This is a genomic window from Ciceribacter azotifigens, assembly GCF_048159625.1.
In the GTDB taxonomy this organism is placed as follows: Bacteria; Pseudomonadota; Alphaproteobacteria; order Rhizobiales; family Rhizobiaceae; genus Allorhizobium; species Allorhizobium azotifigens.
In genome coordinates, this window is sequence record NZ_JBLQTA010000002.1 from 157214 (window position 1) to 177852 (window position 20639).

Below are 20639 nucleotides of genomic sequence, written 5' to 3' on the forward strand. Positions count from 1 at the left end.
TCACAGAATGCGTGAGGAAATATCACACATAAGAACCATGCCCGATCAACTTCCCCCGCTGCAGACCCTCCGCGCCTTCGAGGCGAGCGCACGACGGCTCTCCATGACCGGAGCGGCAGAGGAACTGCATCTGACGCACGGCGCCGTCAGCCGACAGATCAAGATGCTGGAGGGCCATCTGGGCGTCCCTCTCTTCCGTCGGCTGACAAGAAAGATCGAGTTGACCGAAGCCGGAGCGTCCTTCTTCGGTACAGTGACGAGGCTTCTGTCCGAGCTTGGCCGCGAGGCAGAGGCGATCCGAAGCCGCAATGATACGACGCGCCTCGTCATCAGCTCCGGCATCTCGTTCGCCAGCAAGTGGCTGACACCCCGTCTCCACAGGTTGATGGCGCAGTATCCGGACCTCGACGTGCATCTCGAAGTTACAGACACGTGGGTGGACTTCACAAAAAGCCAGGTCGATGTTGCGCTTCGTTACGGAGGGGGCTCCTATCCGGCGGCGACAGCCGAGCGCATCATGAACGAGACGGTTTCGCCAGTATGCGCTCCGCAATACCTGGAGCGGGTCGGCGGCCTTTCCGACCCAGCCGATCTGGAGAAATGTCAGCTCATCCATGAGATCGGCATGACTGCGACGTGGGAGCGGTGGTTCGCGCTGGTGGGGCTACCCTTTTCGAAAACACGTGGCGCGGGTTACAGCCATGGCAGCATGTCCATCGAAGCTGCCATCCGAGGTGAAGGCGTGGCGTTGGGACGAAGTGTGCTGGTCGCCGAAGACCTTGCCCAAGGCCGTCTCTTGGCGCCGTTCCCGAAGGCGAGGCTGGACGTCGAGTGAGGCTATGACCTCGTTTACCGGGCGGGAAGTCAGGATCATCCGAAGGTTCGGGCGTTCCGTCGCTGGATCACAGATGAGGTGCGGGAAAAGTCCTAAAAGACGCCGCACAGGTCCGCTCGTGACGCGAAGCCGACGCCATGACGCCAATCGTGAGTTTCGGGGGTGGCTTTCCTGACGGAGGACGTTCCATGGCAGCGTCGGGATCAGTGTGTACGCCCCCGCCTTTATTTCCCCGCCGCTCTGTACTACATCCATGCGACAAGAGCCGGCGGGTGCCCGTCGCCGGTTAAGAGAAGAACGGTCCGGGCAGATTGGAAGATGAGATTATGGCCCCCAAAGGCAGCCAGCGCACGGTCAACAAGATTGTCGCGGAGAACCGCAAGGCCCGCTTCAATTACGAGATCATCGACACCTATGAAGCGGGGCTGGTCCTGACCGGCACCGAGGTCAAGTCGTTGCGCGAAGGCAAGGCCAACATCGCCGAATCCTATGCCTCCGACGAGGGCGACGAGATCTGGCTGATCAATGCCTATCTGCCGGAATACCTGCAGGCGAACCGCTTCAACCACGAGCCGCGCCGCCGTCGCAAGCTCTTGCTGTCGAAGCGCGAGATCAACCGCCTGCGCGCCGCCGTCAACCGAGAGGGCATGACGCTGGTCCCGCTCAAGGTCTATTTCAACGAAAAGGGCCGCGCCAAGCTCGAACTCGCGCTCGCCAAGGGCAAGAAGCTGCACGACAAGCGCGAGACGGAGAAGGAGCGCGACTGGAACCGCCAGAAGAGCCGCCTCCTGAAGGCCGGCTGATGAGCGCAGCACCTGCCGAACTCTTGAAGGTGACTGTCGGTCCCTTCACCTTCGTCGCCCGTTTCGAGACCGAAAAGGCGCCGGAAACCTGCCGTATCTTCAAGAGCTTCCTGCCGTTCCGCAACCAGACGATCCATTCGCGCTGGAGCGGCGAGGCGGTCTGGGTGCCGCTCGGCGATTTCGCGTTCGGCGCCGGCTTTGAAAACCATACGAGCCACCCCTCGCGTGGCGACATCCTGCTCTATCCGGGCGGGTTCAGCGAGACGGAGCTGCTCTTCGCCTATGGCAGCTCGCATTTCGCGAGCAAGATGGGCGTGCTCGCGGGAAACCACTTCCTGACGGTGGTCGAGGGCCGCGAGCATCTGGAAGCCATGGGCCGCATGGTGCTCTGGCAGGGCGCTCAAGCCATCACGTTCGAGGCACTTTCGGCGTAACCTGCGTCGTCGCTACTCGGCGGCTTCGGCCGTCCGCTGACCGGCGGCCATGCGCCGCTCGTGTTCGAGAAGCCAGCGTTTCCGCCACAGTCCGCCGCCGTAGCCGGTCAACCCGCCGTCGGCGCCGATCACCCGGTGGCAGGGGATGACGATCGCGATCTGGTTGGCGCCGTTGGCGCGCCCGACCGCGCGGACGGAACCGGGTCTGCCCATCGCGGCGGCGAGCACGCCGTAGCTTTGCGACGTGCCGGGCGGGATCTGGCGAAGCGCGTCCCAGACCTCGCGTTCGAACGGCGTGCCGTGACCGGCGATCCGCACCTGGAAATCAGCACCGTCGCCGTCGAAATACCGGTTCAGCTCCTGCTCCACGATCTCGATCGGTGCCGCGCGCCCGAGCACGATGCCGCAACCGGTCCTTTCCCGGATGCGCCGGATTTCGGTCGGCAGGGCAGGGCGGTCGGCGAATTCGAGGAGATGCAGCGCGTGCTCGTCGGCGATCGCCATCATCGGGCCGATCGGCGTTTCGATCCAGGCGGCCTTGAGAAGGCCCTTGCCGCGCAGGTGACGCGGCGCGCTGCCGATGAGCTGGTTGATCGCGGCGCGAAAGCCGCTGCCGGATTCGAAGCCGGCGTCGAGCTGCGCCTCGATGACCGGTGCGCCTTCGGCCAGCGTTTCCGCGGCGAGTCCGACGCGGCGCAGGCGCGCGATTTCGAGGAAACTCATGCCGAACTGCCGCTTGAAGGCGCGCCTCACGGTGGAAAGATCGAGCCCCATCCCGAGAAGGTCGCTCTCCCGCCAGCGCCGCTCCGGCTCGCGCTCCAGCGCTTCGAGAAGCGAAGTGACGGTCGGGTCGTTGTCCTTGTAGCGCAGCATCGGCCGGCAACGCAGGCAGGGGCGGTAGCCCGCTTCGAGGCAGGCGGCGATGCTCTCTTCAAAGACGCAGTTCTCGCGCTTGGGCTTGCGGGCCGGGCAGGTCAGCCGGCAGAAGATCCGCGTCGTGGTGACGCAGACATAGGCGAAGCCTTCATAGGCCGCGTCGCGCTTCAGGAGCGCATCGTAAAGGGTGTCGTCTGTGGGGCGGTTGAACAGCATGCATCTGTTTTACCCCGGACGGAGAACGAATGCCGCCGGAAAAAGAGCATGGATTCTCTTTTCCGGCGGTTCGTGGTTCGTGACGTCAAGCGGCGTAGGACGGGCGATACTGGCTCGGTGCCGGCGTGTGGACCTGCGAACGCGAGACATTGAAGCGCGACAGCTGGGCATTCAGCTGCCCGGCGATCTGGTTGAGCTCGTGCGTCGCGGCATTGGTTTCCTCGACCATCGCGGCGTTCTGCTGGGTCATCTGATCCATGCTGTTGATCGCCTTGTTGATCTCGCCGATGCCGGAGGACTGCTCCTGCGACGAGGTGGCGATCGCCGTGATGTGCTCGTTGATCGCGTGCACCTGCCCGCCGATCGTGCGCAGGGCCTCGCCGGTGCGATTGACGAGCGAGACACCGCGAGCGACGTCCTGCGACGCACGGTCGATCAGGCTCTTGATTTCGCCTGCTGCCGAGGCGGAGCGTTGTGCGAGCTCGCGGACTTCCTGCGCGACGACGGCAAAGCCGCGCCCGCTTTCCCCCGCGCGGGCCGCTTCCACGCCGGCATTGAGCGCCAGCAGATTGGTCTGGAACGAAATCTCGTCGATGACGCTGATGATCTGGGTGATCCTGCGCGACGATTGCTCTATCTCGCCCATCGCGTTGATCGCTTCTTCGACGATCTCTCCGGAACGCACGGCTTCCTGCGCCGAGGCGTGGACGGCGGTCATCGCCTCCTGGGTGCGCTGGGTGGCCTGTCGCGAGACGGCCGTGATTTCATCGAGCGCGGCGGCCGTTTCTTCGAGCGCAGCCGCCTGCTGCTCGGTACGTTGCGCCATGTTGTCGGTCGCGGCTGTAAGCTCGCGTGTGCTTCCCGATACGCGGCGCGTCTCGTCGACGATCGCTGCAAACGCGGTCCCCAAGGCTTCAAGCGCCTGGTTGTAGTTCTCGCGCAGGCGCACGAAGCGCGGCGAAAGCGGCTCTTCGATGCGGACGGAAAGGTCGCCCGTTCTCAGAGCGTCGAGTGCCCGGTCGATCGCGGCCAGCGCATCCTCCTGCTCGGCTTCCAGTCTTTCGCGCTCCCGCTCTGCCGTCTCGCGCTCTTCGGCGAGTGCCTCAAGGTAGACGGAGATCGAATAGTCCATGTCGAGCATGGCGGCCTTCAGGACCGCGCTGATACCGTCGGAAATGCGCTTTGCCTTCTTTGCCTGAAGCATGCCCTTCAGTTCACTCTTCACGACGGCGTCGAGCAGGCCTTCGAGTACCAGCGCGTAGCCGCCGATATACCATCGCGGTTCGAGTCCGAGCCGGGCATGGGTGCGGCCGATGGCGGTCACCGCATTCACATACTGGTCGTCGAACCGGCCGGAGGTGATTAGCGACCAGTGACTGCGCTGCCTGTCCTTGGCGTGCGAAATGTGGGCGTCGCTCGAAAAAAGGCGAGCTGTTTCGGGGTTGGCCTTCGCTGCCGCGTAAAAGGCGTCGAGTGCCGGACCGACGGAGGTGTTGATTACGGGTTGAAGGGCAATCAGCGTTTCAATTTGCGCTTTATCAAATTTTAGAAACGAGAGGCGATCTGTGAGGTCGGAACGGGTCCGGTAGGAACTGGTCATTGCTGCACTGCTGTCTGTCATGCCGTGCGGTGGGGAGCCGCGAGGCGAATAGCGGAAGCCATTCTTCCGTACATGATCCTCCGCTCAAATACTTAAGAAACAAATAAATATAGTGAGAGCTAAGCATCGGTGCCGCGGCTCCATGCCCAAAAAAGGTGCAAACGCCAAAATTCCCGGCACGTCGCGGTGCCGGGCTCGGGAGGCTGACGGAGCAGCCGAAGCCTCTATTCCTCGATGTCTTCGCCGGCGTCCGGTTCGACCGGCGCACGGGCCATGCGCTCGCTCGGATCGCGGCCGATCTCCGCCTTGAGGCTGACGAGATCGATGAAATGGTCGGACTGCCGCCGCAGGTCGTCGGCGATCATCGGCGGCTGCGTGGCCATGGTGGATACCACGGAGACCTTGCGGCCCTTTCGCTGCAGCGCCTCGACCAGCGTGGTGAAATCGCCGTCGCCGGAAAAGATCACCAGATGATCGGCCGTTTCCGCCTGCTCCATCGCGTCGATGGCAAGCTCGATGTCCATGTTGCCCTTGACCTTGCGGCGGCCCATGGAATCGGTGAACTCCTTCGCAGGCTTTGTAACGACCTTGTAACCGTTATAGTCGAGCCAGTCGATCAGCGGGCGGATCGACGAATATTCCTGGTCTTCGATCAACGCCGTATAATAGTAGGCGCGCAGCAGGTAGCCGCGCTTCTGGAAGGCCTTCAACAGCTTGCGGTAGTCGATATCGAAGCCGAGACTCTTGGAGGCCGCGTAGAGATTCGCGCCGTCGATGAAGAGTGCGAGCTTTTCGCGTGGATCAAACATGCGCAATATCCCTTTGGATCTAAACGAGCACAGCGGAAAAACTATGCAAAGTCAGGAAGTTGCCTTTGATGTATGAACGATTCCATAAAATTATGAACTGTTCATATAAGAATCATGTAGTCCACGGCGGACCACATTCCAAGCACGTTTTGATTGAGGCGTGAAAATTTCCACGTCGATTGCAGCATGGATTGCGGTGCAATGTCACGCTGCGATCAAGGAAAAACTTGAATTCGGCGCCCATTGATTGTATCGGGCGTGTTAATCCCGAAAGATCATGACCGTAAAGGACAGGCTATGGCCCGTGTCACCGTTGAAGATTGCATCGACAAAGTAGATAACCGCTTCGAGCTCGTTCTGCTCGCCAGCCATCGTGCACGGCAGATCTCGCAGGGTTCGCAGATCACCGTCGATCGCGACAATGACAAGAATCCGGTCGTCGCCCTGCGCGAGATCGCTGACGAGACCCTTTCTCCGGGCGACCTCAAGGAAGACCTCATCCATTCGCTGCAGAAGCATGTCGAAGTCGATGAACCGGAGCAGGATGCAAGCGCACTTCTTGCCACCGCCGCGGTTCGCAGCGAGGAAGAGGAAGAGATGCCGGAAACCGTGACCTTCGACCAGATGTCGGAAGAAGATCTTCTGGCCGGCATCGAAGGCCTCGTTCCGCCGGAAAAGAGCGACGATTACTAATCGTCAAGCAATCTCGGCCTAGTCTGTGCCGACGACAATGTATTCGTGTGCGCCGACCCCACGGGTTGGCGCGCTTTTCGTTTGTTGGAGTGGCTTTGGATGATGCGGCAATACGAGCTCGTGGAGCGGGTTCAGAAATACAAGCCCGATGCCAATGAAGCGCTGCTGAACAAAGCCTACGTCTATGCGATGCAGAAGCACGGAAAGCAGACCCGTGCGAGCGGCGACCCCTATATCTCCCATCCTCTCGAAGTCGCCGCGATCCTCACCGAGATGCGTCTCGACGAATCCACGATCGCCGTCGCCCTGCTGCATGACACGATCGAGGACACGACGGCGACCCGCGCCGAGATCGACGAGCTCTTCGGCGAGGACATCGGCCGGCTGGTCGAGGGGCTGACCAAACTCAAGAAGCTCGACCTCGTCACCAAGAAGGCCAAACAGGCGGAAAACCTCCGCAAGCTCCTGCTGGCGATTTCCGACGACGTGCGCGTGCTGCTCGTCAAGCTCGCCGACCGCCTGCACAACATGCGCACGCTCGAGCACATGAAGCCCGAGAAGCGCGCCCGCATCTCCGAAGAAACGATGGAGATCTATGCGCCGCTCGCCGGCCGCATGGGCATGCAGGACATGCGCGAGGAGCTGGAGGACCTGTCCTTCCGCTATATCAATCCCGAAGCCTACGAGACGGTGACCGAGCGCCTTGCGGAGCTTTCCCGCCGCAACGAGGGGCTGATCAAGAAGATCGAGGACGAGCTGCGCGATCTCCTCGTCGCCAACGGGCTGATCCACGCGGCGGTCAAGGGGCGGCAGAAAAAGCCCTATTCCGTGTTCCGCAAGATGCAGTCGAAGTCGCTCTCCTTCGAACAGCTCTCCGACGTCTACGGCTTCCGCATCATCGTCGACGACATCCCGTCCTGCTACCGTGCGCTCGGCATCGTCCACACCCGCTGGCGCGTGGTTCCCGGCCGCTTCAAGGACTACATCTCGACGCCGAAGCAGAACGACTACCGCTCGATCCACACCACCATCGTCGGCCCGTCGCGCCAGCGCATCGAGCTGCAGATCCGCACCAAGCGGATGCATGAGATCGCCGAGTACGGTATCGCCGCTCATGCGCTCTACAAGGACGGCGAGGCTGGCGGCGACGGCGAACTGCTGTCGCGCGAGAGCAATGCGTATTCCTGGCTCCGCCACACCATCGAGGCACTGGCCGAAGGCGACAACCCGGAGGAGTTCCTCGAACACACCAAGCTCGAGCTTTTCCAGGATCAGGTCTTCTGCTTCACACCGAAGGGCAAGCTGATCGCGCTGCCGCGCGGCGCGACCCCGATCGACTTCGCCTATGCGGTCCACACCAATATCGGCGACACCACGGTCGGGGCGAAGATCAACGGCTCGATCATGCCGCTCGTTACCCGCCTCAACAACGGCGACGAGGTGGAGATCATCCGCTCCGGCGTGCAGGTGCCGCCGGCCGCCTGGGAGCAGATCGTCGTCACCGGCAAGGCCCGTTCGGCGATCCGCCGCGCGACCCGCATGGCGATCCGCAAGCAGTATTCCGGCCTCGGTCACCGCATCCTCGAACGCACCTTCGAACGCGCCGGCAAGATCTTCTCGCGCGACGCGCTGCGGCCGGTGCTGCACCGTCTCGGCCACAAGGACGTCGAGGACGCGATCGCCGCCGTCGGTCGTGGCGAGATGTCGTCCATCGACGTGTTGCGGGCGGTCTTCCCCGATTACCAGGACGAGCGCGTGACGGTGAAGCCGGCGAGCGACGAGGGCTGGTTCAACATGAGCGGCGCCGACAGCATGGTCTTCCGCCTGCCGAACAAGGGCAAGCTCGCGGAAGGTGCCGGCGAGGGGCCGGAGCCGCTGCCGATCCGCGGGCTTTCCGGCAGCGCGCAGGTGCATTTTTCGCCGGCGGGCGCCGTACCCGGCGACCGTATCGTCGGCATCATGGAAGATGGCAAGGGCATCACCATCTATCCGATCCAGGCCTCGGCGCTGCAACGCTTCGACGAGGAGCCCGAACGCTGGATCGATGTCCGCTGGGACCTCGACGAGGCCAACAAGACGCGCTTCATCGCCCGCATCCTGATCAATGCGATCAACGAGCCGGGCGCGCTCGCCAAGGTCTCGCAGACCATGGCCGGCCTCGATGTCAACATCCGCACCCTCACGATGACCAGCGTCGCCACCGACTTCACCGAAATGGCGATCGACGTCGAGGTCTGGGACCTGCGCCAGCTCAACCAGCTGATCGCGCAAGTGAAGGACCTCGACTGCATCTCGACCGTCAAGCGCGTCTACGACTGAGGCGCCGCGGGGCTGCTGCAGTCCGGTTCGCCCTGAGTGGAGGGGCATTCTGCCTCGCAATTAAGCAGAACGGTAGCGAAAGACGTGTCGTCATGCGCTTTTCGCATGGCTGGGCACCGCTTCCATGCGTGGTGTCTTGTGCGCTGCACCATTATATTCGTGACCAGTGGAAATGATGAAAGAAGAGAGGGAAGACAATGTTTGCTCCCATTCGTAGACTGGCCCGCGCGCTGCACGTCCCGAGCATCGCCGAACGCGAAGCAGCCTATCTGAACGGCTCGCTCGACCTCGTCGATCTGGAATACCGCCAGCGGCAAATCGACCGCGGCCTGTTCCGCAACGGCCGGTAATCGCCTGCAAGACCCGCGCGCCCTTGAACGGCGCGCCGGCCGAGAAACGGTGACGATCCGGTGATTGAAGCCGGTCCACCCTTGTGTGACGACGGGCAGATACACTAAATGTGGCCCATGTCTCGTCGCCGCCGCAAAGCTCCGGATCTCCATGCGCCCCCGCCGGGCGCGGGTATATTGTCCGTCTCGCCGCTTTCCCTGCCGGCGGAACAGGGCCGCTCACGGTCATCCGAACTGGGGCCGCGATGATGTCCGACGCAGTGCAGGGGGCTTCATGATCATCGGTATCGGCAGCGACCTCGCCGACATCCGGCGCGTCGAACGCTCGATTGCGCGCTTCGGTGAGCGCTTTACCGGGCGCTGCTTCACCGACGCCGAGCGTGAGCGTGCCGATGGCGGCAAGAACCGCGCAGCCTCCTACGCCAAGCGTTTCGCTGCCAAGGAGGCGCTGTCGAAGGCGCTCGGCACCGGCATGTCGCAAGGCGTCTTCTGGAAGGATATCGGCGTCGTCAATTCCGTGCATGGCAAGCCGTCGTTCGTGCTGACCGGTGCGACGGCGGAGCTCCTGCGCTCCATGACGCCGGCGGGCCACGAGCCCGTGGTCCATCTCACCATGACCGACGAATTTCCCTATGCCCAGGCCTTCGTGGTCATCGAAGCGCGGCCGGTTGCGCCGTGACGGAGCGTCTGGCTTCATTCCGGCCGTTGCGCCGGCGGTGCGGCGGAATTTCACGGGCTTTCCCGTTGCCGCCGCGGGCCGAAGCGACTAGACAGGGCGTAATTTCGCGAAGAAGGAACCAAGCGGCGTGACCGAGCAAGCTGAAAAGAAAGCCAGTGGGCTGTGGGAAAACATCAAGGTCATCATCCAGGCTCTTCTGCTGGCGGTGATCATTCGTACCGTACTCTTCCAGCCCTTCACCATCCCGTCCGGCTCGATGATGCCGACGCTGCTCGTCGGCGACTACATCTTCGTCAACAAGTTCGCCTACGGCTATTCGAAGTATTCGCTGCCCTTCTCGCCCGATCTTTTCGAAGGCCGGATCTTCGCCAGCGAGCCAAAGCGCGGCGACATCGTGGTCTTCCGCTTCCCGCCGAACCCGGACATCGACTACATCAAGCGTCTGATCGGGCTTCCGGGCGACCGCATCCAGGTGATCGACGACGTGCTCTACGTCAACGGCCAGCCGGTGCCGCGCCAGCCCGACGGCACTTTCACCTCCGACTACCGCCAGGACCCGGGCGCAGACGTGCCGGTCTTCCGCGAGACGCTCGACAACGGCGTGACCTATGACACGCTCGACCAGTCGCCGACCTCGCGCGGAGACAACACCCGCGAGTTCATCGTGCCGGAAGGCCATTATTTCATGATGGGCGACAACCGCGACAACTCGCTCGACAGCCGCTTCGACGTAGGCATGGTGCCCGCCGCGAACCTCGTCGGCCGTGCGTCGATGATCTTCTTCTCGCTCGGCAACGACACGTCGTTCCGCGAAGTCTGGAAGTGGCCGGCCAACATGCGCTGGGATCGGCTGTTCAAGGTCGTTCAATGAAGAAGGCAAAGGGGCTCTCGGCGGAGGACAGGGCGCAGGCGGAGGCCGTGATCGGCTACGCCTTCGCCGACAAGCAGCGGCTCGATCGCGCGCTCACCCATGCGAGCGCCACGCTCGCCCGGGGCGGTGATTACGAGCGGCTGGAATTCCTCGGCGACCGTGTGCTCGGCCTCTGCATTGCGGAGCTCCTGTTTTCTTCCTTCAAGAGCGCGACGGAAGGCGAGCTTTCCGTCCGCTTCAATCAGCTCGTCAGCGCCGAAACCTGCGCGGCGATTGCCGACGAGCTGCAGCTTCACCGCTTCATCCGCACCGGTGCCGATGTCAAGAAACTGACCGGCAAGAACATGCTGAACGTCCGCGCCGACGTGGTGGAAAGCCTGATTGCGGCGATCTATCTGGATGCCGGCCTCGAAGCCGCGCGCGCCTTCGTGCTGAAGCACTGGAGCGCGAGGGCCGCCCGTGCCGACGGCGCCCGGCGCGACGCCAAGACGGAGCTGCAGGAATGGGCGCACGCAAAGCACGCGGTCACGCCCGTCTACAAGGTTGCGGAACGCAGCGGACCGGATCATGATCCGCGCTTTACCGTGACCGTCGAAATTCCGGGGATCGCCCCCGAAACGGGAACCGAACGTTCCAAGCGCGCGGCCGAGCAGGTCGCCGCCACGAAAATGCTGGAGCGCGAGGGCGTCTGGCAGAAAACCGCCCCTTGAGGCTGATGGATATCTATGACCGACAATGACAACATGGCCGCCGTGGGCGGCGAGCATTCCGGCGATCAGCCGACCCGTTCGGGCTTCGTCGCCCTGATCGGCCCGACCAATGCCGGCAAGTCGACGCTCGTCAACCGCCTGGTCGGCGCCAAGGTGTCGATCGTCAGCCACAAGGTGCAGACGACGCGCGCAGTGATGCGCGGCATCGCCATCCACCAGAACGCGCAGATCGTGTTCATGGACACGCCCGGCATCTTCAAGCCGCGTCGCAAGCTCGACCGGGCGATGGTGACGTCTGCCTGGGGTGGAGCCAAGGATGCCGACCTGATCCTGCTCCTGATCGACAGCGAACGGGGGCTACGCGGCGATGCCGAGGCGATCCTGGAAGCACTGAAGGAGGTTCCGCAACCGAAGATCCTCGTGCTCAACAAGATCGACCGCGTGCAGCCGGAACAGCTGCTGAAGCTTGCCGCCGCCGCCAACGAGGCGGTGAGGTTCGACCGCACCTTCATGATTTCCGCGACGACGGGTTCGGGCTGCGGGGACCTCATGGACTATCTGGCGACGACGCTGCCGGAAGGCCCCTGGTACTATCCGGAGGACCAGATCTCGGACCTGCCGATGCGTCAGCTCGCCGCCGAGATCACCCGCGAGAAGCTTTTCCTCCGGCTACACCAGGAACTGCCCTACGCCTCGCATGTCGAGACGGAGAAGTGGGAAGAGCGCAAGGACGGCTCGGTGCGCATAGAGCAGGTGATCTACGTCGAGCGCGAGAGCCAGAAGAAAATCGTGCTCGGCAAGGCCGGCGAGGCGATCAAGGCGATCTCCACCGCCTCGCGCAAGGAGCTCTCGGAAATCCTCGAGCAGCCGGTGCACCTCTTCCTGTTCGTCAAGGTCCGCGAGAACTGGGGCAACGATCCCGAGCGCTACCGCGAAATGGGTCTCGAATTTCCGAAGGGCTGAGCGGCCGGACCGCGGTCAGGCCTTCAGCCGCCGCGCCACCATCTTCGCGATCGGCGGCCCAATCAGGATGATGATGAAGAGACGCGCGGTCTGCAGGGCCATCACGAAGGAGACGTCGACCGGCGTCGAGGCGGCGATGATCGCGACCGAATCGAGCCCGCCGGGGCTGGTCGCGAGATAGGCGGTCAGCAGGTCGACGCCGAGCGTCGCCCAGAGCAGGACCGCGAGCGCGCCGCAAAAGGCGATCAGCACGACGATCGAGAGCATGACCTGCGGCAGGGCACTGGTCGCATGGCGTAGAATGCGCCGGGTGAAGCCGAGGCCGATCTTCCAGCCGAGCACGCCGTAGGAAATGGCGAGCAGCCATGGCGGCAGCTCGATCTGCAGGTGGCCCGTCGTCGAAAGTGCGACGGTGGCGATCATCGGCAGCAGCATGGTGCCGGCCGGAAGCTTGAGCAGGGCGCCGACAGCGCTTGCCGCGAAGGCGACGGCAAGCGTTTCGAAAAGGGCGAACACGTCGACCGGACGGAACCAGTCGATCGGCTGGGCCTCGCCGCCGGTGGCATGGAAGGCAAGCGCCGCGATGACCGAGGCGGCGGAGGCGACACAAACCACGCGGAGATACTGCATGAAGGCGACGAGGCGGGCATCCGCGCCGTAGGCCTCCGCCATCAGCATCATTGCCGAGGCGGCGCCGGCAGACGTGCCCCAGATCGCGGTCGTGCCGGGCAGGATGCCGCTCCGGGCCATCAGGTAGCCCGTGACCGTGCTGGCGAGCACGATCGCCAGCACGACCGAGAGGAAGAGCGGCCAGCCGTGAAGGAAGGTTTCCGCGATCTTCATGTCCAGCGCACGAGCGATCACGCAGCCGATCATCGAATGGGCGGCGAAATAGGGCATGCGCGGCACGGAGAGACGCGCGCCATTGGTCGCCACGGCGATCGCCGCCAGCATGGGGCCGAGCAGCAGGGCGCCGGGAATGCCGATTTCTTCGAGTATCGCGGCAAGCACGACGGAAAACAGGAGGAGGACCGCCCAGCGCAGCACCGCCGGCAGCCGCGTCAGCAGGCCGGGTTCCAGTGCGGGTTCGGTCGACGGACGGTCGTCAGATGACATTCGGGGGAGGCTCGCATCGGGAAGGGCGTCGTGCTTCGGCTACTATACCGATTCCTGACGAAATGTATCGCGCGGGTGGCAGGAAATCGCCGCCCGGTCGTTTTCCTCCTGCCGGCGGACCTGTGCCGGGCGGTCGATCTGGTGTAGAACGAAATCATGCAATGGACCGACGAAGCGATATTCCTGGGCGCCCGGCGCCACGGCGAAACGAGCATCATCGCCGAGATGATGACCCGCGAGCACGGCCGGCATCTCGGCCTCGTGCGCGGTGGACGCTCCCGCACCATGCAGCCGATGCTGCAGCCGGGAAACCGGCTCGACGTCGTCTGGCGCGCACGCCTCGACGAACATCTCGGCGAATACCGGGTGGAGCCGCTGACGTTGCGGGCCGCCCGGCTGATGGAGACGGCGACCGCCGTATACGGGGTGCAGGCGCTCGCGGCCCTTCTGCGGCTTCTTCCCGAGCGTGATCCGCATCCGCATCTCTTCGGAATGCTCGACATCATCCTCGACCACCTGCACGAGGCGCAGGCGGCCGGTGAACTGTTCGTCCGCTTCGAGCTTGCAGTGCTGAACGATCTGGGTTTCGGGCTCGATCTCGCCCAGTGCGCGGCGACCGGCACGCGGGAAGACCTCGTCTACGTTTCTCCGAAGTCGGGCCGCGCCGTCTGCCGGGAGGCAGGAGAGCCCTGGGCCGACAAGATGCTGACCCTGCCGCCTTTTCTTTCCGCCGGTGCGTCGAGTGCGGCGACGTCCGAAAGCCTGGCCGATGCTTTCCGCCTGACGGGATTCTTTCTCGGCAGGCATGTCTACGAGCCGCGGGGCATCACGCCCGGCGCGGCTCGCGAGGGTTTTCTTCAGGCTGCATTGAAGGCCTTGCGCGCCGGTGAGCCGGAGAGCGCATTGGCGGCGTGCGCGAACATCGCCTGACCGTCCCCGCCGTTCTTCTTCATGTGGTCGTGGATCGCGAGCTGCAGCTCGACGATGTTGCGGTAGGTGCCGCCATCCAGCTCGATGACCGGAAACTTGACGGCGATGAACTTGATCCGATCACCGTCGGGAACGGAAATCCCGACCGGGACTCCGGCATATTCGATAACTCTCTTTTCCATAATCAATATCCCCGCCCGCGCATCCCGCGCGGACAATCGTTGCACTCAGCTTGTGAAGTTCAGTGATTGTTCGGCGTCACATTCGACACACGGATCGGCATTTGCCGGCCGTGCGCACGCCATTGGGGGATTGATGCCAAGGACGGGCGGCATGAAGGAATACAACACGCATTTCGCTGACCTCCTTTTGGCAGGGACTCGTTGATCGGCGTCCCGGGTTGAAACTGTTGGTCCGGCAATCGAACCAGCTGGCTCAAGGTAGGCGCGAGGTGCTTCTCCGTCAACCTTCAGCGGGTGAAAAATAAAATAATATTTTGTGACACTGCGATTGTGAGTGCATTGCGGCAAAAAATCATCGCCTTTGCCGCAATTGCTAAAAAATGTGTTCGCTCGTGAAGCCTTACGCCGCCGCCGGCAGCGCACGCTCCACAGGACGTTCGGCGATCGGCCAGTGGACGATTGCGGCAAATACGCCGAGTGCCACGCCGAACCACCAGACGGTGTCGTAGGAGCCCATGCGGTCGTAGAGATAGCCGCCCATCCACACGCCGAGGAAGGAGCCGATCTGGTGAGAGAGGAACACCAGTCCGCCGAGCAGGCCGAGATGGCGGGTGCCGAACATGATGGCGACGAGCGCATTGGTCGGCGGCACGGTCGAGAGCCACAGCAGCCCCATCACGATCGCGAAGGCGATCACCGTGAGCGGCGTCTGCGGCAGGAGCAGAAAAGCCGTGACCGCCACCGAGCGGGCGAGATAGATGAAGGCGAGGAAATACGGCTTCGAATAGCGCTGCGAGATGAAGCCGGAGGCGAGCGAGCCGATCACGTTGAAGAAGCCGATCAACGCCATGGCAATCACCGCATAGCGAGCGTCGATGCCGATGTCGCCGAGATAGGCCGGGAAGTGGGCGGTGATGAAGGCGACCTGAAAGCCGCAGACGAAGAAGCCGCTGGTCAGCAGCAGGTAGCTGCGGTGTCCGAACGCTTCCCGCAGGGCTTCCGCGACCGTCTGCTGGGCCTGCGCCTTCGACTGGGTGCCGGAATTGGCGTTGCCGCGCAGCGGGTAGGCGAGCAGCGGCACGATCAGCATCAGGGCGCCGAGCCAGACGAGACTGTCCGACCAGCCGAAGTTCGAGATCAGCGCCTGGCTGAGCGGTGCAAACAGGAACATGCCTGCCGATCCTGCGGCAGTCCCGATACCGAAGGCAAAGGAGCGTTGCTCGGGCGTGACATTGCGGGCGAAGGCCGAAAGCACGATGCCGAACGACCCCGCGGCGACCGCAAGGCCGACCAGCAGGCCGCCGCCGATATGCAGCCAGACCGGTGAGGACGCATGGGCCATGACGGTGAGGCCGGCGGCATAGAGCAGGCCGGAAAGGGTCAGCACCCGCCCGGTGCCGTATTTGTCGGCGAGCGCACCGAAGAACGGCTGACCGAGACCCCAGGCGAGGTTCTGGATCGCCATCGCAAGCCCGAAGGTCGAGCGGTCCCAGCCGGTGTCGGAAAGCATCGGCAGCTGGAAGAAACCCATGGCCGAGCGAGGCCCGAAGGTCATCATCGCGATCAGCGAGCCGCTGACGATAATCAGCCAGGGCATGGGGTTTCGCGTGGTCGTGGTCATGGATTCCGTCTCCTGTTTCGGCCGCAGACGATAGAGCGCCTCAGGATCACCGAAAAGCGCGTTTTCCTGAATGAATCATCAGGGGAATTGATGGCCGTCAATGTTGGGGTGCGGTGAGTTGATGGGTCGAGGGCGGCGGCGGTCATCGCTGCTTGATCGCCCAGCCTTCGGCCCGCGTATCGACGACGGTCACGGCATCACCGATCGCGATTTTTCCTTCGCCGCGGGGCACGGCGTTCCAGCCGAAGAGCGGGCCGGGAACGCGGCGGTCGGCCGACATGCGCAGGCGCCCCATCGCCGGCATCGGGCTGGCGCCCTTGCGGGAGCCGGTCGACTGGTCCTGCGTGGTGATGATGCAGCGTGAACACGGCTTTACGAGATCGAGCCGCACACCGGCGATCTCGATGGCCGCCCAGCGGTCTTCAGCCCAGGCCTCGTCGCAGTCAATGACGATGTTCGGGCGGAAACGCTCCATGCCGACGGTGCCCTCTCCATGGGCCTCCATGTCCGCATTGAGCGCCTTCAAGGATCCGGTGGTGGTGACGAGCACCTGGTAGCCGTCGGCGAACGAAACTGGCGTATCCGGGCCGGCCCATTCGGCGCTCGCGGTGCGGTGTGCCTCGCCGTCGAAGAAGACGAGCTTCAACTCCCGTCCGAACCACTCCGAAAGCCGGAGGTTGACGCTCTCGTCGGCCACCGCGGCGCTGACGATCGACTTCCACACGGCGACGTCCATACGGTGCTCGGGATGCGGCGGTGCCACCATCATTTCGCGTCCGTCGTCGAGGCGCAGCATGAGGTGGGAAGAGGCGGGCAGCGCCGTAAGGCGGGCGAGATCCGGCAGTTCGCGCTGGGTGACGAAGTGCCCGTCCGGTCCCGTCAGCATCATGCGCCGGTCGCCGCCAAGCCCGCGGGCATCGACGCGGGCGGCGGGGAGGGCAATGCCGCGTCCGCTCTTCAAGGGGTAGATGTTGAGTTCGGTAACCTGCATTTCGTAAGTCTCAGATCTCGTCGATGAACTCCGCGAGGACCGTCTTCAGTCGGTCGTGGCGCTCACGGGCGATCAGGCGGCCCGCTTCGGTCTGGAAATTGTCGGACAGCTTGAACAGCTTGGCGGCGAAATGGTCGATGGCGAACGCGCGGTCGTCGAGGGCCCGATGCTCGGCGAGCGGATCGGCCGGATCATAGAGGGCCGACCCCATGCGCCCGGCGGTGTAGAAGCAGCGCGCGGCGCCCACCATGCCGATCGCATCAAGCCGGTCGGCATCCTGCAGGATGCGTGCCTCCAAGGTCTCCGGCCGGATATTGGCCGAGAAACTGTGGGCGGCGATCGCGTGGGCGACGGCGGCGGTCTCCAGGCTGTCCCATCCAAGACCCGCCAGGATGCCGCTTGCCTTTTCCGCTGCAAGCCGAGAGGCCTGGGACCTCAGTGGCGAGCTTTTCTCGACCGCGACGCAGTCGTGCAGGAGGACCGAGGCGGCCAGAATGCGGGTGTCGCCTCCCTCGTCGCTGGCGATCCGCATGGCGTTGCGGAACACCCTCAGCACATGCGCAAGATCGTGCGAGCCGTCATTGCCCGAGGCGGCGTGTGCGAGCAGATCGCGAGCAAGCGCCTCGTGCGGGGCAAAGGCGGTTTCGCTAAGGCTGTCGGTCATCGCAGGTCCAGATTGGCAAGAGGAAGCGGCGTCCATCTAGGAGACCTCGACGCTCCATGGCAACCGCGATCAGCCGTTTTCCTCCGCCGTGACGCCCGGCCGTTTCTTCCGGCCGGTCAGGATCCTCTGGTAGAAGAGACCGATGCCGATCAACACGACTCCGAGGCCGATGAATGAGAGGGCTCGCAGCACGCCCTCAAGATGGCTCATGTCGATCAGGAAGGCCTTGCCGACGGATATGAACACCAGAACGGCGGAGGCGAGCCTCAGGCTGCGGGCATCGAATTTCGTGCCGAGTGCCAGGAGGCCGACGCCGATGGCAAGCCAGGCCACCGAATAGCTATAGGTCTCGGCCTGCTCGAAGCCTTTCCAAGCGGCGATGAATTCCCCATGCCAGAGGCGGCGGACGGATAGCGTGACCCAGGCAAAGCCGAGCACCGCGCCGCTGACGGCGAGCGCCATCACATAGGGAAGCGGGCGCTTGTCGCGGGCATAGAAGGCGAGCCCTGCATAAGCAAGGCCCGGCAGCAGATAGCCGATCAGCAGCAGGTTGACGAGCGGCCAGGACCCCGTGCTTTCGCCGGTGAAGAACGGGTTGAGGGTGCCCAGGTGCAAGGTCAGCACGATGACCATCGACAGCACGCCGGCGACCATCGACCCATAGCGGAAGACCGGGCTCGGCGACTTGAGGTCGAGCGTCATCAGGATGCCGGAGAGCCCGGTGATCAGCAGCGTATAGATCGACTGTTCGCCGAGCGTCGGGACGCTGTCGTCGAGCACGCCGCCGTTCATCGCATGGCGGACGAGGATGGCGATCGCCAGCAGGCCGAGAAGGCTGGCGAGCCCCTGCAAGGCGTCGCGCACGCGAAAACCCGGCCAGTTGCGCAGTTCATAGGCCGAAAGGATCGCAAGGATGGCGGGGATGCCGTAGCCGGGAAGAAGCGCGTTGAACAGTGGCGTGGTGGAGAGATGGTCCGGCCCGACCAGCGTCGGGTCGATCGCGATCCTCGCCAGCACGCCGGCAAGGGCAGCAACCATCATCCAGGGCAGCCCGCTCCACGGCCGCAGGCGGTTGGCCATCAGGTAAGCAAAGCCGAGGACCGGCAGCAATATGGTCGTGACGATGCCGTCGGTCAGCATGTGCAGGCTGAAGGCGAGTGCCGCGAAGGACCCGGTGATCAGCAGGTCGAGCCCACGGCGAAGCGTGGTCGCGAGCCCGGCGCGGGAGAAGAATTCGGTCGCGCCGAGGAGCACGAGGCCGAGCGCGATGCCGTAGAGTCCGTGCGTCCAGTCGCGCGCAGAGACGCCGTATTGCACGAAGCTGATCGAGGCGATCGTGACCGGAACGGCAGCGGCAAGCGCGGCCCAAAGCGTCGACAGGACGGGATCGACCGCACCCCGGCGGCGGATGAAGGCGAGGCCGCACAGCAGGAAGACCGCGCCAAGGCCAAGCGAGATCGCCATCGACTGCGCGTCCAGGCCGGGAAGTGGGGCGTCGCCGCCAAGACCGGTGTCGAAAACCCTGACGAGGTCCGTCGTGGCGGCGGCATTGCGGCCAAGGCCGAGAATGGCGCCGGACGCGGCGACGACCGCTGGCCATGCGGCGCCTCGGCGGGCGGCACCGGCGGCTGCAAGCGCGGCAATCAGGGCGGCCATGGCAAACAGCGGATTGAGATCCGACGCGCCGCCGACGGCGACGATGGCGAGTGCCGGGAAGAAGACGGCAAGCGATACCGACAGCCACAGCCCGGCCGGCCTGCGGGCAAAGGCGAGACCGAGGTTCCGCCAGGTCAGCCGGTCGGCGATGTCGTCCGTGTCGCAGGCGCCGGCGGGCCAGATCAACAGGGCGCTGGCGATCATCGCGATCAGCGCCAGTGTCGCCGGCGCCAGTTGGACCGCGTCGCCGAGCTGGAAGGAGGCGATGGCCCATAGTCCGAGCCCGGCATTGGCCAATATCGGGACAATCCGCCAGGCTCTCAACCGCGATGCGGCTGCCGTCGCGACGAGCGAGACTGTGAGGAAGGAGAAGAGCGTCCAGGGGCTCGGCGACGTGCTGGAAACCAGCGCGGGCGTGGCGAGCGAAGCGGCAAGCCCGAGACCGGCCAGCGCCTGCCCGTGCAGCAGGGAGAGGCCGAGCGTGGCAAAGGCGACGAGTGCCAGGAGAATGAAAGCGAGAGACGGGCCGATGAACTCGTAGAGCCCGTGCGCGGCATAGATCGTGCCGAAGAGGGAGAGAGTGCCTGCCGCCGTAAGAATACCGGGGATCATGGCATTGCCGTAGAGGGCCGCCGCCTGGGGCAGGGCCTTGCGTCGGACGATCTCGCCGCCGGCCACGAGCAGCAGGCCGAAGAGCGCGGCGAGCGAAAGCCGGACGCCGGGACCGAGCAGGCCGCTCTCGATCGAATAGCGCACGAGGAAGAGTCCGCCCAGCGCCAGTGCCAGCCCGCCGGCCCAGACGGCCCAGCGCGCACCGAGATAGGTCTCCAGACTCTCGCCGCGGGCGGAAGGCGCCGCTGCCGTCCCGGATGTCGCAGCCTGCGGAGCCGGTTCCTCGGCCGCGGTCTCTGCAATGGCCAATGCGTCCGGTTCGGCCGTGGCCATGGCCGCCGCCGGCATGTCCCCGGGCGTAGCCGGCGTCTCGTCCTGGACGATCTCCCCACCTGCTTCGGTCTCGGCCAGTTCCGCCGCCGGCGCGACCGCGTCGATCGGTGACAGGCGAGCGGCCTGTTGCGACATCGCTTCGACCCGCTTCTCCAGGCTGTCGATCCGTCGGAAGGCGGTGCGGTTGTTGACGAACAGGATGACGATCAGGATCAGCGCTAGAAGCTCAAGCATGGGACCTCGCGGCGGTTGCCGTGTCTCAAGTGACACTACCTGTTTTTGCCGATCCGGAAAGAGAGCACGATCCCCAAAGGGGCAGAACCTGCCGACGGTGGTCTTTATCGCCCTTGCAAACCGTCACAAAAGTTTCTAAATC

20 protein-coding genes are annotated in these 20639 nt (G+C 64.2%); 11 read left to right on the plus strand and 9 right to left on the minus strand.

The genetic code is table 11. The features are described from left to right. Positions 1-37 precede the first annotated feature (37 nt). The 3 genes from gcvA (at position 38) to ACM6UT_RS03685 (ending at position 2072) form a co-directional block, all read left to right on the plus strand. Positions 38-835 carry a transcriptional regulator GcvA gene (gene gcvA, locus ACM6UT_RS03675; protein ID WP_416796023.1) on the plus strand — a complete coding sequence of 266 codons (798 nt, stop codon included), beginning with the start codon at positions 38-40 and terminating at the stop codon, positions 833-835. Positions 836-1161: 326 nt separating this feature from the next. After that, on the plus strand, positions 1162-1638 hold the full coding sequence (gene smpB / locus ACM6UT_RS03680) for an SsrA-binding protein SmpB (protein WP_112686763.1): 477 nt from the start codon (positions 1162-1164) through the stop codon (positions 1636-1638). Then, positions 1638-2072, plus strand: a complete 435-nt coding sequence (locus ACM6UT_RS03685; RefSeq protein WP_416796024.1) for a DUF3830 family protein — start codon at positions 1638-1640, stop codon at positions 2070-2072. The genes smpB and ACM6UT_RS03685 overlap by 1 nt, the downstream gene beginning before the upstream one ends. 12 nt (positions 2073-2084) lie before the next feature. Here the strand turns inward: ACM6UT_RS03685 and ACM6UT_RS03690 are convergent, their stop codons facing one another. The 3 genes from ACM6UT_RS03690 to ACM6UT_RS03700 form a co-directional block, all read right to left on the minus strand. Then, a complete protein-coding gene (locus tag ACM6UT_RS03690) occupies positions 2085-3164 on the minus strand; it encodes a bifunctional transcriptional activator/DNA repair enzyme AdaA (protein ID WP_416796025.1) in 1080 nt (359 codons plus the stop codon). Positions 3165-3249: 85 nt separating this feature from the next. Next, positions 3250-4764 carry a methyl-accepting chemotaxis protein gene (locus ACM6UT_RS03695; protein ID WP_416796026.1) on the minus strand — a complete coding sequence of 505 codons (1515 nt, stop codon included), beginning with the start codon at positions 4762-4764 and terminating at the stop codon, positions 3250-3252. A gap of 224 nt (positions 4765-4988) precedes the next feature. Next, positions 4989-5573, minus strand: a complete 585-nt coding sequence (locus tag ACM6UT_RS03700) for a LabA-like NYN domain-containing protein (RefSeq protein ID WP_416796027.1) — start codon at positions 5571-5573, stop codon at positions 4989-4991. A 297-nt stretch (positions 5574-5870) separates the two neighbouring features. On the opposite strand from ACM6UT_RS03700, the gene rpoZ reads away from it, so the two are divergent. The 7 genes from rpoZ to era all read left to right on the plus strand — a co-directional run bounded on the left by rpoZ (position 5871) and on the right by era (position 12158). Then, the gene (rpoZ, locus tag ACM6UT_RS03705) at positions 5871-6266 is read left to right on the plus strand and encodes a DNA-directed RNA polymerase subunit omega (protein WP_416796028.1); all 396 of its coding nucleotides are present in this window, start codon (positions 5871-5873) and stop codon (positions 6264-6266) included. Positions 6267-6365: 99 nt separating this feature from the next. Beyond that, positions 6366-8585 carry a RelA/SpoT family protein gene (locus ACM6UT_RS03710; RefSeq protein ID WP_416796029.1) on the plus strand — a complete coding sequence of 740 codons (2220 nt, stop codon included), beginning with the start codon at positions 6366-6368 and terminating at the stop codon, positions 8583-8585. A 197-nt stretch (positions 8586-8782) separates the two neighbouring features. Beyond that, positions 8783-8935 carry a DUF3563 family protein gene (locus ACM6UT_RS03715; RefSeq protein ID WP_416796030.1) on the plus strand — a complete coding sequence of 51 codons (153 nt, stop codon included), beginning with the start codon at positions 8783-8785 and terminating at the stop codon, positions 8933-8935. Between the two features lie 274 nt (positions 8936-9209). Then, positions 9210-9614, plus strand: coding sequence for a holo-ACP synthase (gene acpS, locus ACM6UT_RS03720; RefSeq protein ID WP_416796031.1), 405 nt, complete (start codon positions 9210-9212; stop codon positions 9612-9614). Between the two features lie 127 nt (positions 9615-9741). Further along, positions 9742-10485: a signal peptidase I gene (gene lepB / locus ACM6UT_RS03725; RefSeq protein WP_416796032.1), complete on the plus strand. Its 744-nt coding sequence runs from the start codon at positions 9742-9744 to the stop codon at positions 10483-10485. Further along, positions 10482-11195 carry a ribonuclease III gene (rnc, locus tag ACM6UT_RS03730; protein WP_416796033.1) on the plus strand — a complete coding sequence of 238 codons (714 nt, stop codon included), beginning with the start codon at positions 10482-10484 and terminating at the stop codon, positions 11193-11195. The genes lepB and rnc overlap by 4 nt, the downstream gene beginning before the upstream one ends. A gap of 15 nt (positions 11196-11210) precedes the next feature. Then, entirely contained in the window at positions 11211-12158 is a 948-nt protein-coding gene (gene era / locus ACM6UT_RS03735; protein WP_416796034.1) for a GTPase Era, read from the plus strand. 15 nt (positions 12159-12173) lie between these two features. Here the strand turns inward: era and ACM6UT_RS03740 are convergent, their stop codons facing one another. Further along, positions 12174-13274, minus strand: coding sequence for an AbrB family transcriptional regulator (locus ACM6UT_RS03740; protein ID WP_416796035.1), 1101 nt, complete (start codon positions 13272-13274; stop codon positions 12174-12176). 156 nt (positions 13275-13430) lie between these two features. On the opposite strand from ACM6UT_RS03740, the gene recO reads away from it, so the two are divergent. Continuing rightward, complete coding sequence (gene recO, locus ACM6UT_RS03745) at positions 13431-14204, plus strand: DNA repair protein RecO (protein ID WP_416796036.1); 774 nt, start codon at positions 13431-13433, stop codon at positions 14202-14204. Here the strand turns inward: recO and ACM6UT_RS03750 are convergent. The 5 genes from ACM6UT_RS03750 to ACM6UT_RS03770 form a co-directional block, all read right to left on the minus strand. Then, a complete protein-coding gene (locus ACM6UT_RS03750; RefSeq protein ID WP_416796292.1) occupies positions 14132-14386 on the minus strand; it encodes a hypothetical protein in 255 nt (84 codons plus the stop codon). The genes recO and ACM6UT_RS03750 overlap by 73 nt on opposite strands. Positions 14387-14786: 400 nt before the next feature. Further along, positions 14787-16007, minus strand: coding sequence for an MFS transporter (locus ACM6UT_RS03755; RefSeq protein WP_416796037.1), 1221 nt, complete (start codon positions 16005-16007; stop codon positions 14787-14789). Positions 16008-16149: 142 nt separating this feature from the next. Continuing rightward, positions 16150-16998, minus strand: a complete 849-nt coding sequence (locus tag ACM6UT_RS03760; RefSeq protein ID WP_416796038.1) for an MOSC domain-containing protein — start codon at positions 16996-16998, stop codon at positions 16150-16152. Between the two features lie 10 nt (positions 16999-17008). Further along, a complete protein-coding gene (locus tag ACM6UT_RS03765) occupies positions 17009-17662 on the minus strand; it encodes an HD domain-containing protein (RefSeq protein WP_416796039.1) in 654 nt (217 codons plus the stop codon). A gap of 69 nt (positions 17663-17731) precedes the next feature. Beyond that, positions 17732-20497, minus strand: coding sequence for a DUF2339 domain-containing protein (locus ACM6UT_RS03770; RefSeq protein ID WP_416796040.1), 2766 nt, complete (start codon positions 20495-20497; stop codon positions 17732-17734). Between the last annotated feature and the right edge of the window lie 142 nt (positions 20498-20639).

Bases quoted from the DNA above. Each gene is read 5' to 3' on its own strand.
- acpS (WP_416796031.1), top strand. From the start codon at position 9,210: ATGATCATCGGTATCGGCAGCGACCTCGCCGACATCCGGCGCGTCGAA.
- ACM6UT_RS03760 (WP_416796038.1), bottom strand. From the start codon at position 16,998: ATGCAGGTTACCGAACTCAACATCTACCCCTTGAAGAGCGGACGCGGC.
- ACM6UT_RS03765 (WP_416796039.1), bottom strand. From the start codon at position 17,662: ATGACCGACAGCCTTAGCGAAACCGCCTTTGCCCCGCACGAGGCGCTT.
- ACM6UT_RS03715 (WP_416796030.1), top strand. From the start codon at position 8,783: ATGTTTGCTCCCATTCGTAGACTGGCCCGCGCGCTGCACGTCCCGAGC.
- rnc (WP_416796033.1), top strand. From the start codon at position 10,482: ATGAAGAAGGCAAAGGGGCTCTCGGCGGAGGACAGGGCGCAGGCGGAG.
- smpB (WP_112686763.1), top strand. From the start codon at position 1,162: ATGGCCCCCAAAGGCAGCCAGCGCACGGTCAACAAGATTGTCGCGGAG.
- ACM6UT_RS03700 (WP_416796027.1), bottom strand. From the start codon at position 5,573: ATGTTTGATCCACGCGAAAAGCTCGCACTCTTCATCGACGGCGCGAAT.
- ACM6UT_RS03710 (WP_416796029.1), top strand. From the start codon at position 6,366: ATGATGCGGCAATACGAGCTCGTGGAGCGGGTTCAGAAATACAAGCCC.
- gcvA (WP_416796023.1), top strand. From the start codon at position 38: ATGCCCGATCAACTTCCCCCGCTGCAGACCCTCCGCGCCTTCGAGGCG.
- recO (WP_416796036.1), top strand. From the start codon at position 13,431: ATGCAATGGACCGACGAAGCGATATTCCTGGGCGCCCGGCGCCACGGC.
- rpoZ (WP_416796028.1), top strand. From the start codon at position 5,871: ATGGCCCGTGTCACCGTTGAAGATTGCATCGACAAAGTAGATAACCGC.
- ACM6UT_RS03695 (WP_416796026.1), bottom strand. From the start codon at position 4,764: ATGACCAGTTCCTACCGGACCCGTTCCGACCTCACAGATCGCCTCTCG.
- ACM6UT_RS03685 (WP_416796024.1), top strand. From the start codon at position 1,638: ATGAGCGCAGCACCTGCCGAACTCTTGAAGGTGACTGTCGGTCCCTTC.
- ACM6UT_RS03750 (WP_416796292.1), bottom strand. From the start codon at position 14,386: ATGGAAAAGAGAGTTATCGAATATGCCGGAGTCCCGGTCGGGATTTCC.
- ACM6UT_RS03770 (WP_416796040.1), bottom strand. From the start codon at position 20,497: ATGCTTGAGCTTCTAGCGCTGATCCTGATCGTCATCCTGTTCGTCAAC.
- ACM6UT_RS03740 (WP_416796035.1), bottom strand. From the start codon at position 13,274: ATGTCATCTGACGACCGTCCGTCGACCGAACCCGCACTGGAACCCGGC.
- ACM6UT_RS03690 (WP_416796025.1), bottom strand. From the start codon at position 3,164: ATGCTGTTCAACCGCCCCACAGACGACACCCTTTACGATGCGCTCCTG.
- ACM6UT_RS03755 (WP_416796037.1), bottom strand. From the start codon at position 16,007: ATGACCACGACCACGCGAAACCCCATGCCCTGGCTGATTATCGTCAGC.
- era (WP_416796034.1), top strand. From the start codon at position 11,211: ATGACCGACAATGACAACATGGCCGCCGTGGGCGGCGAGCATTCCGGC.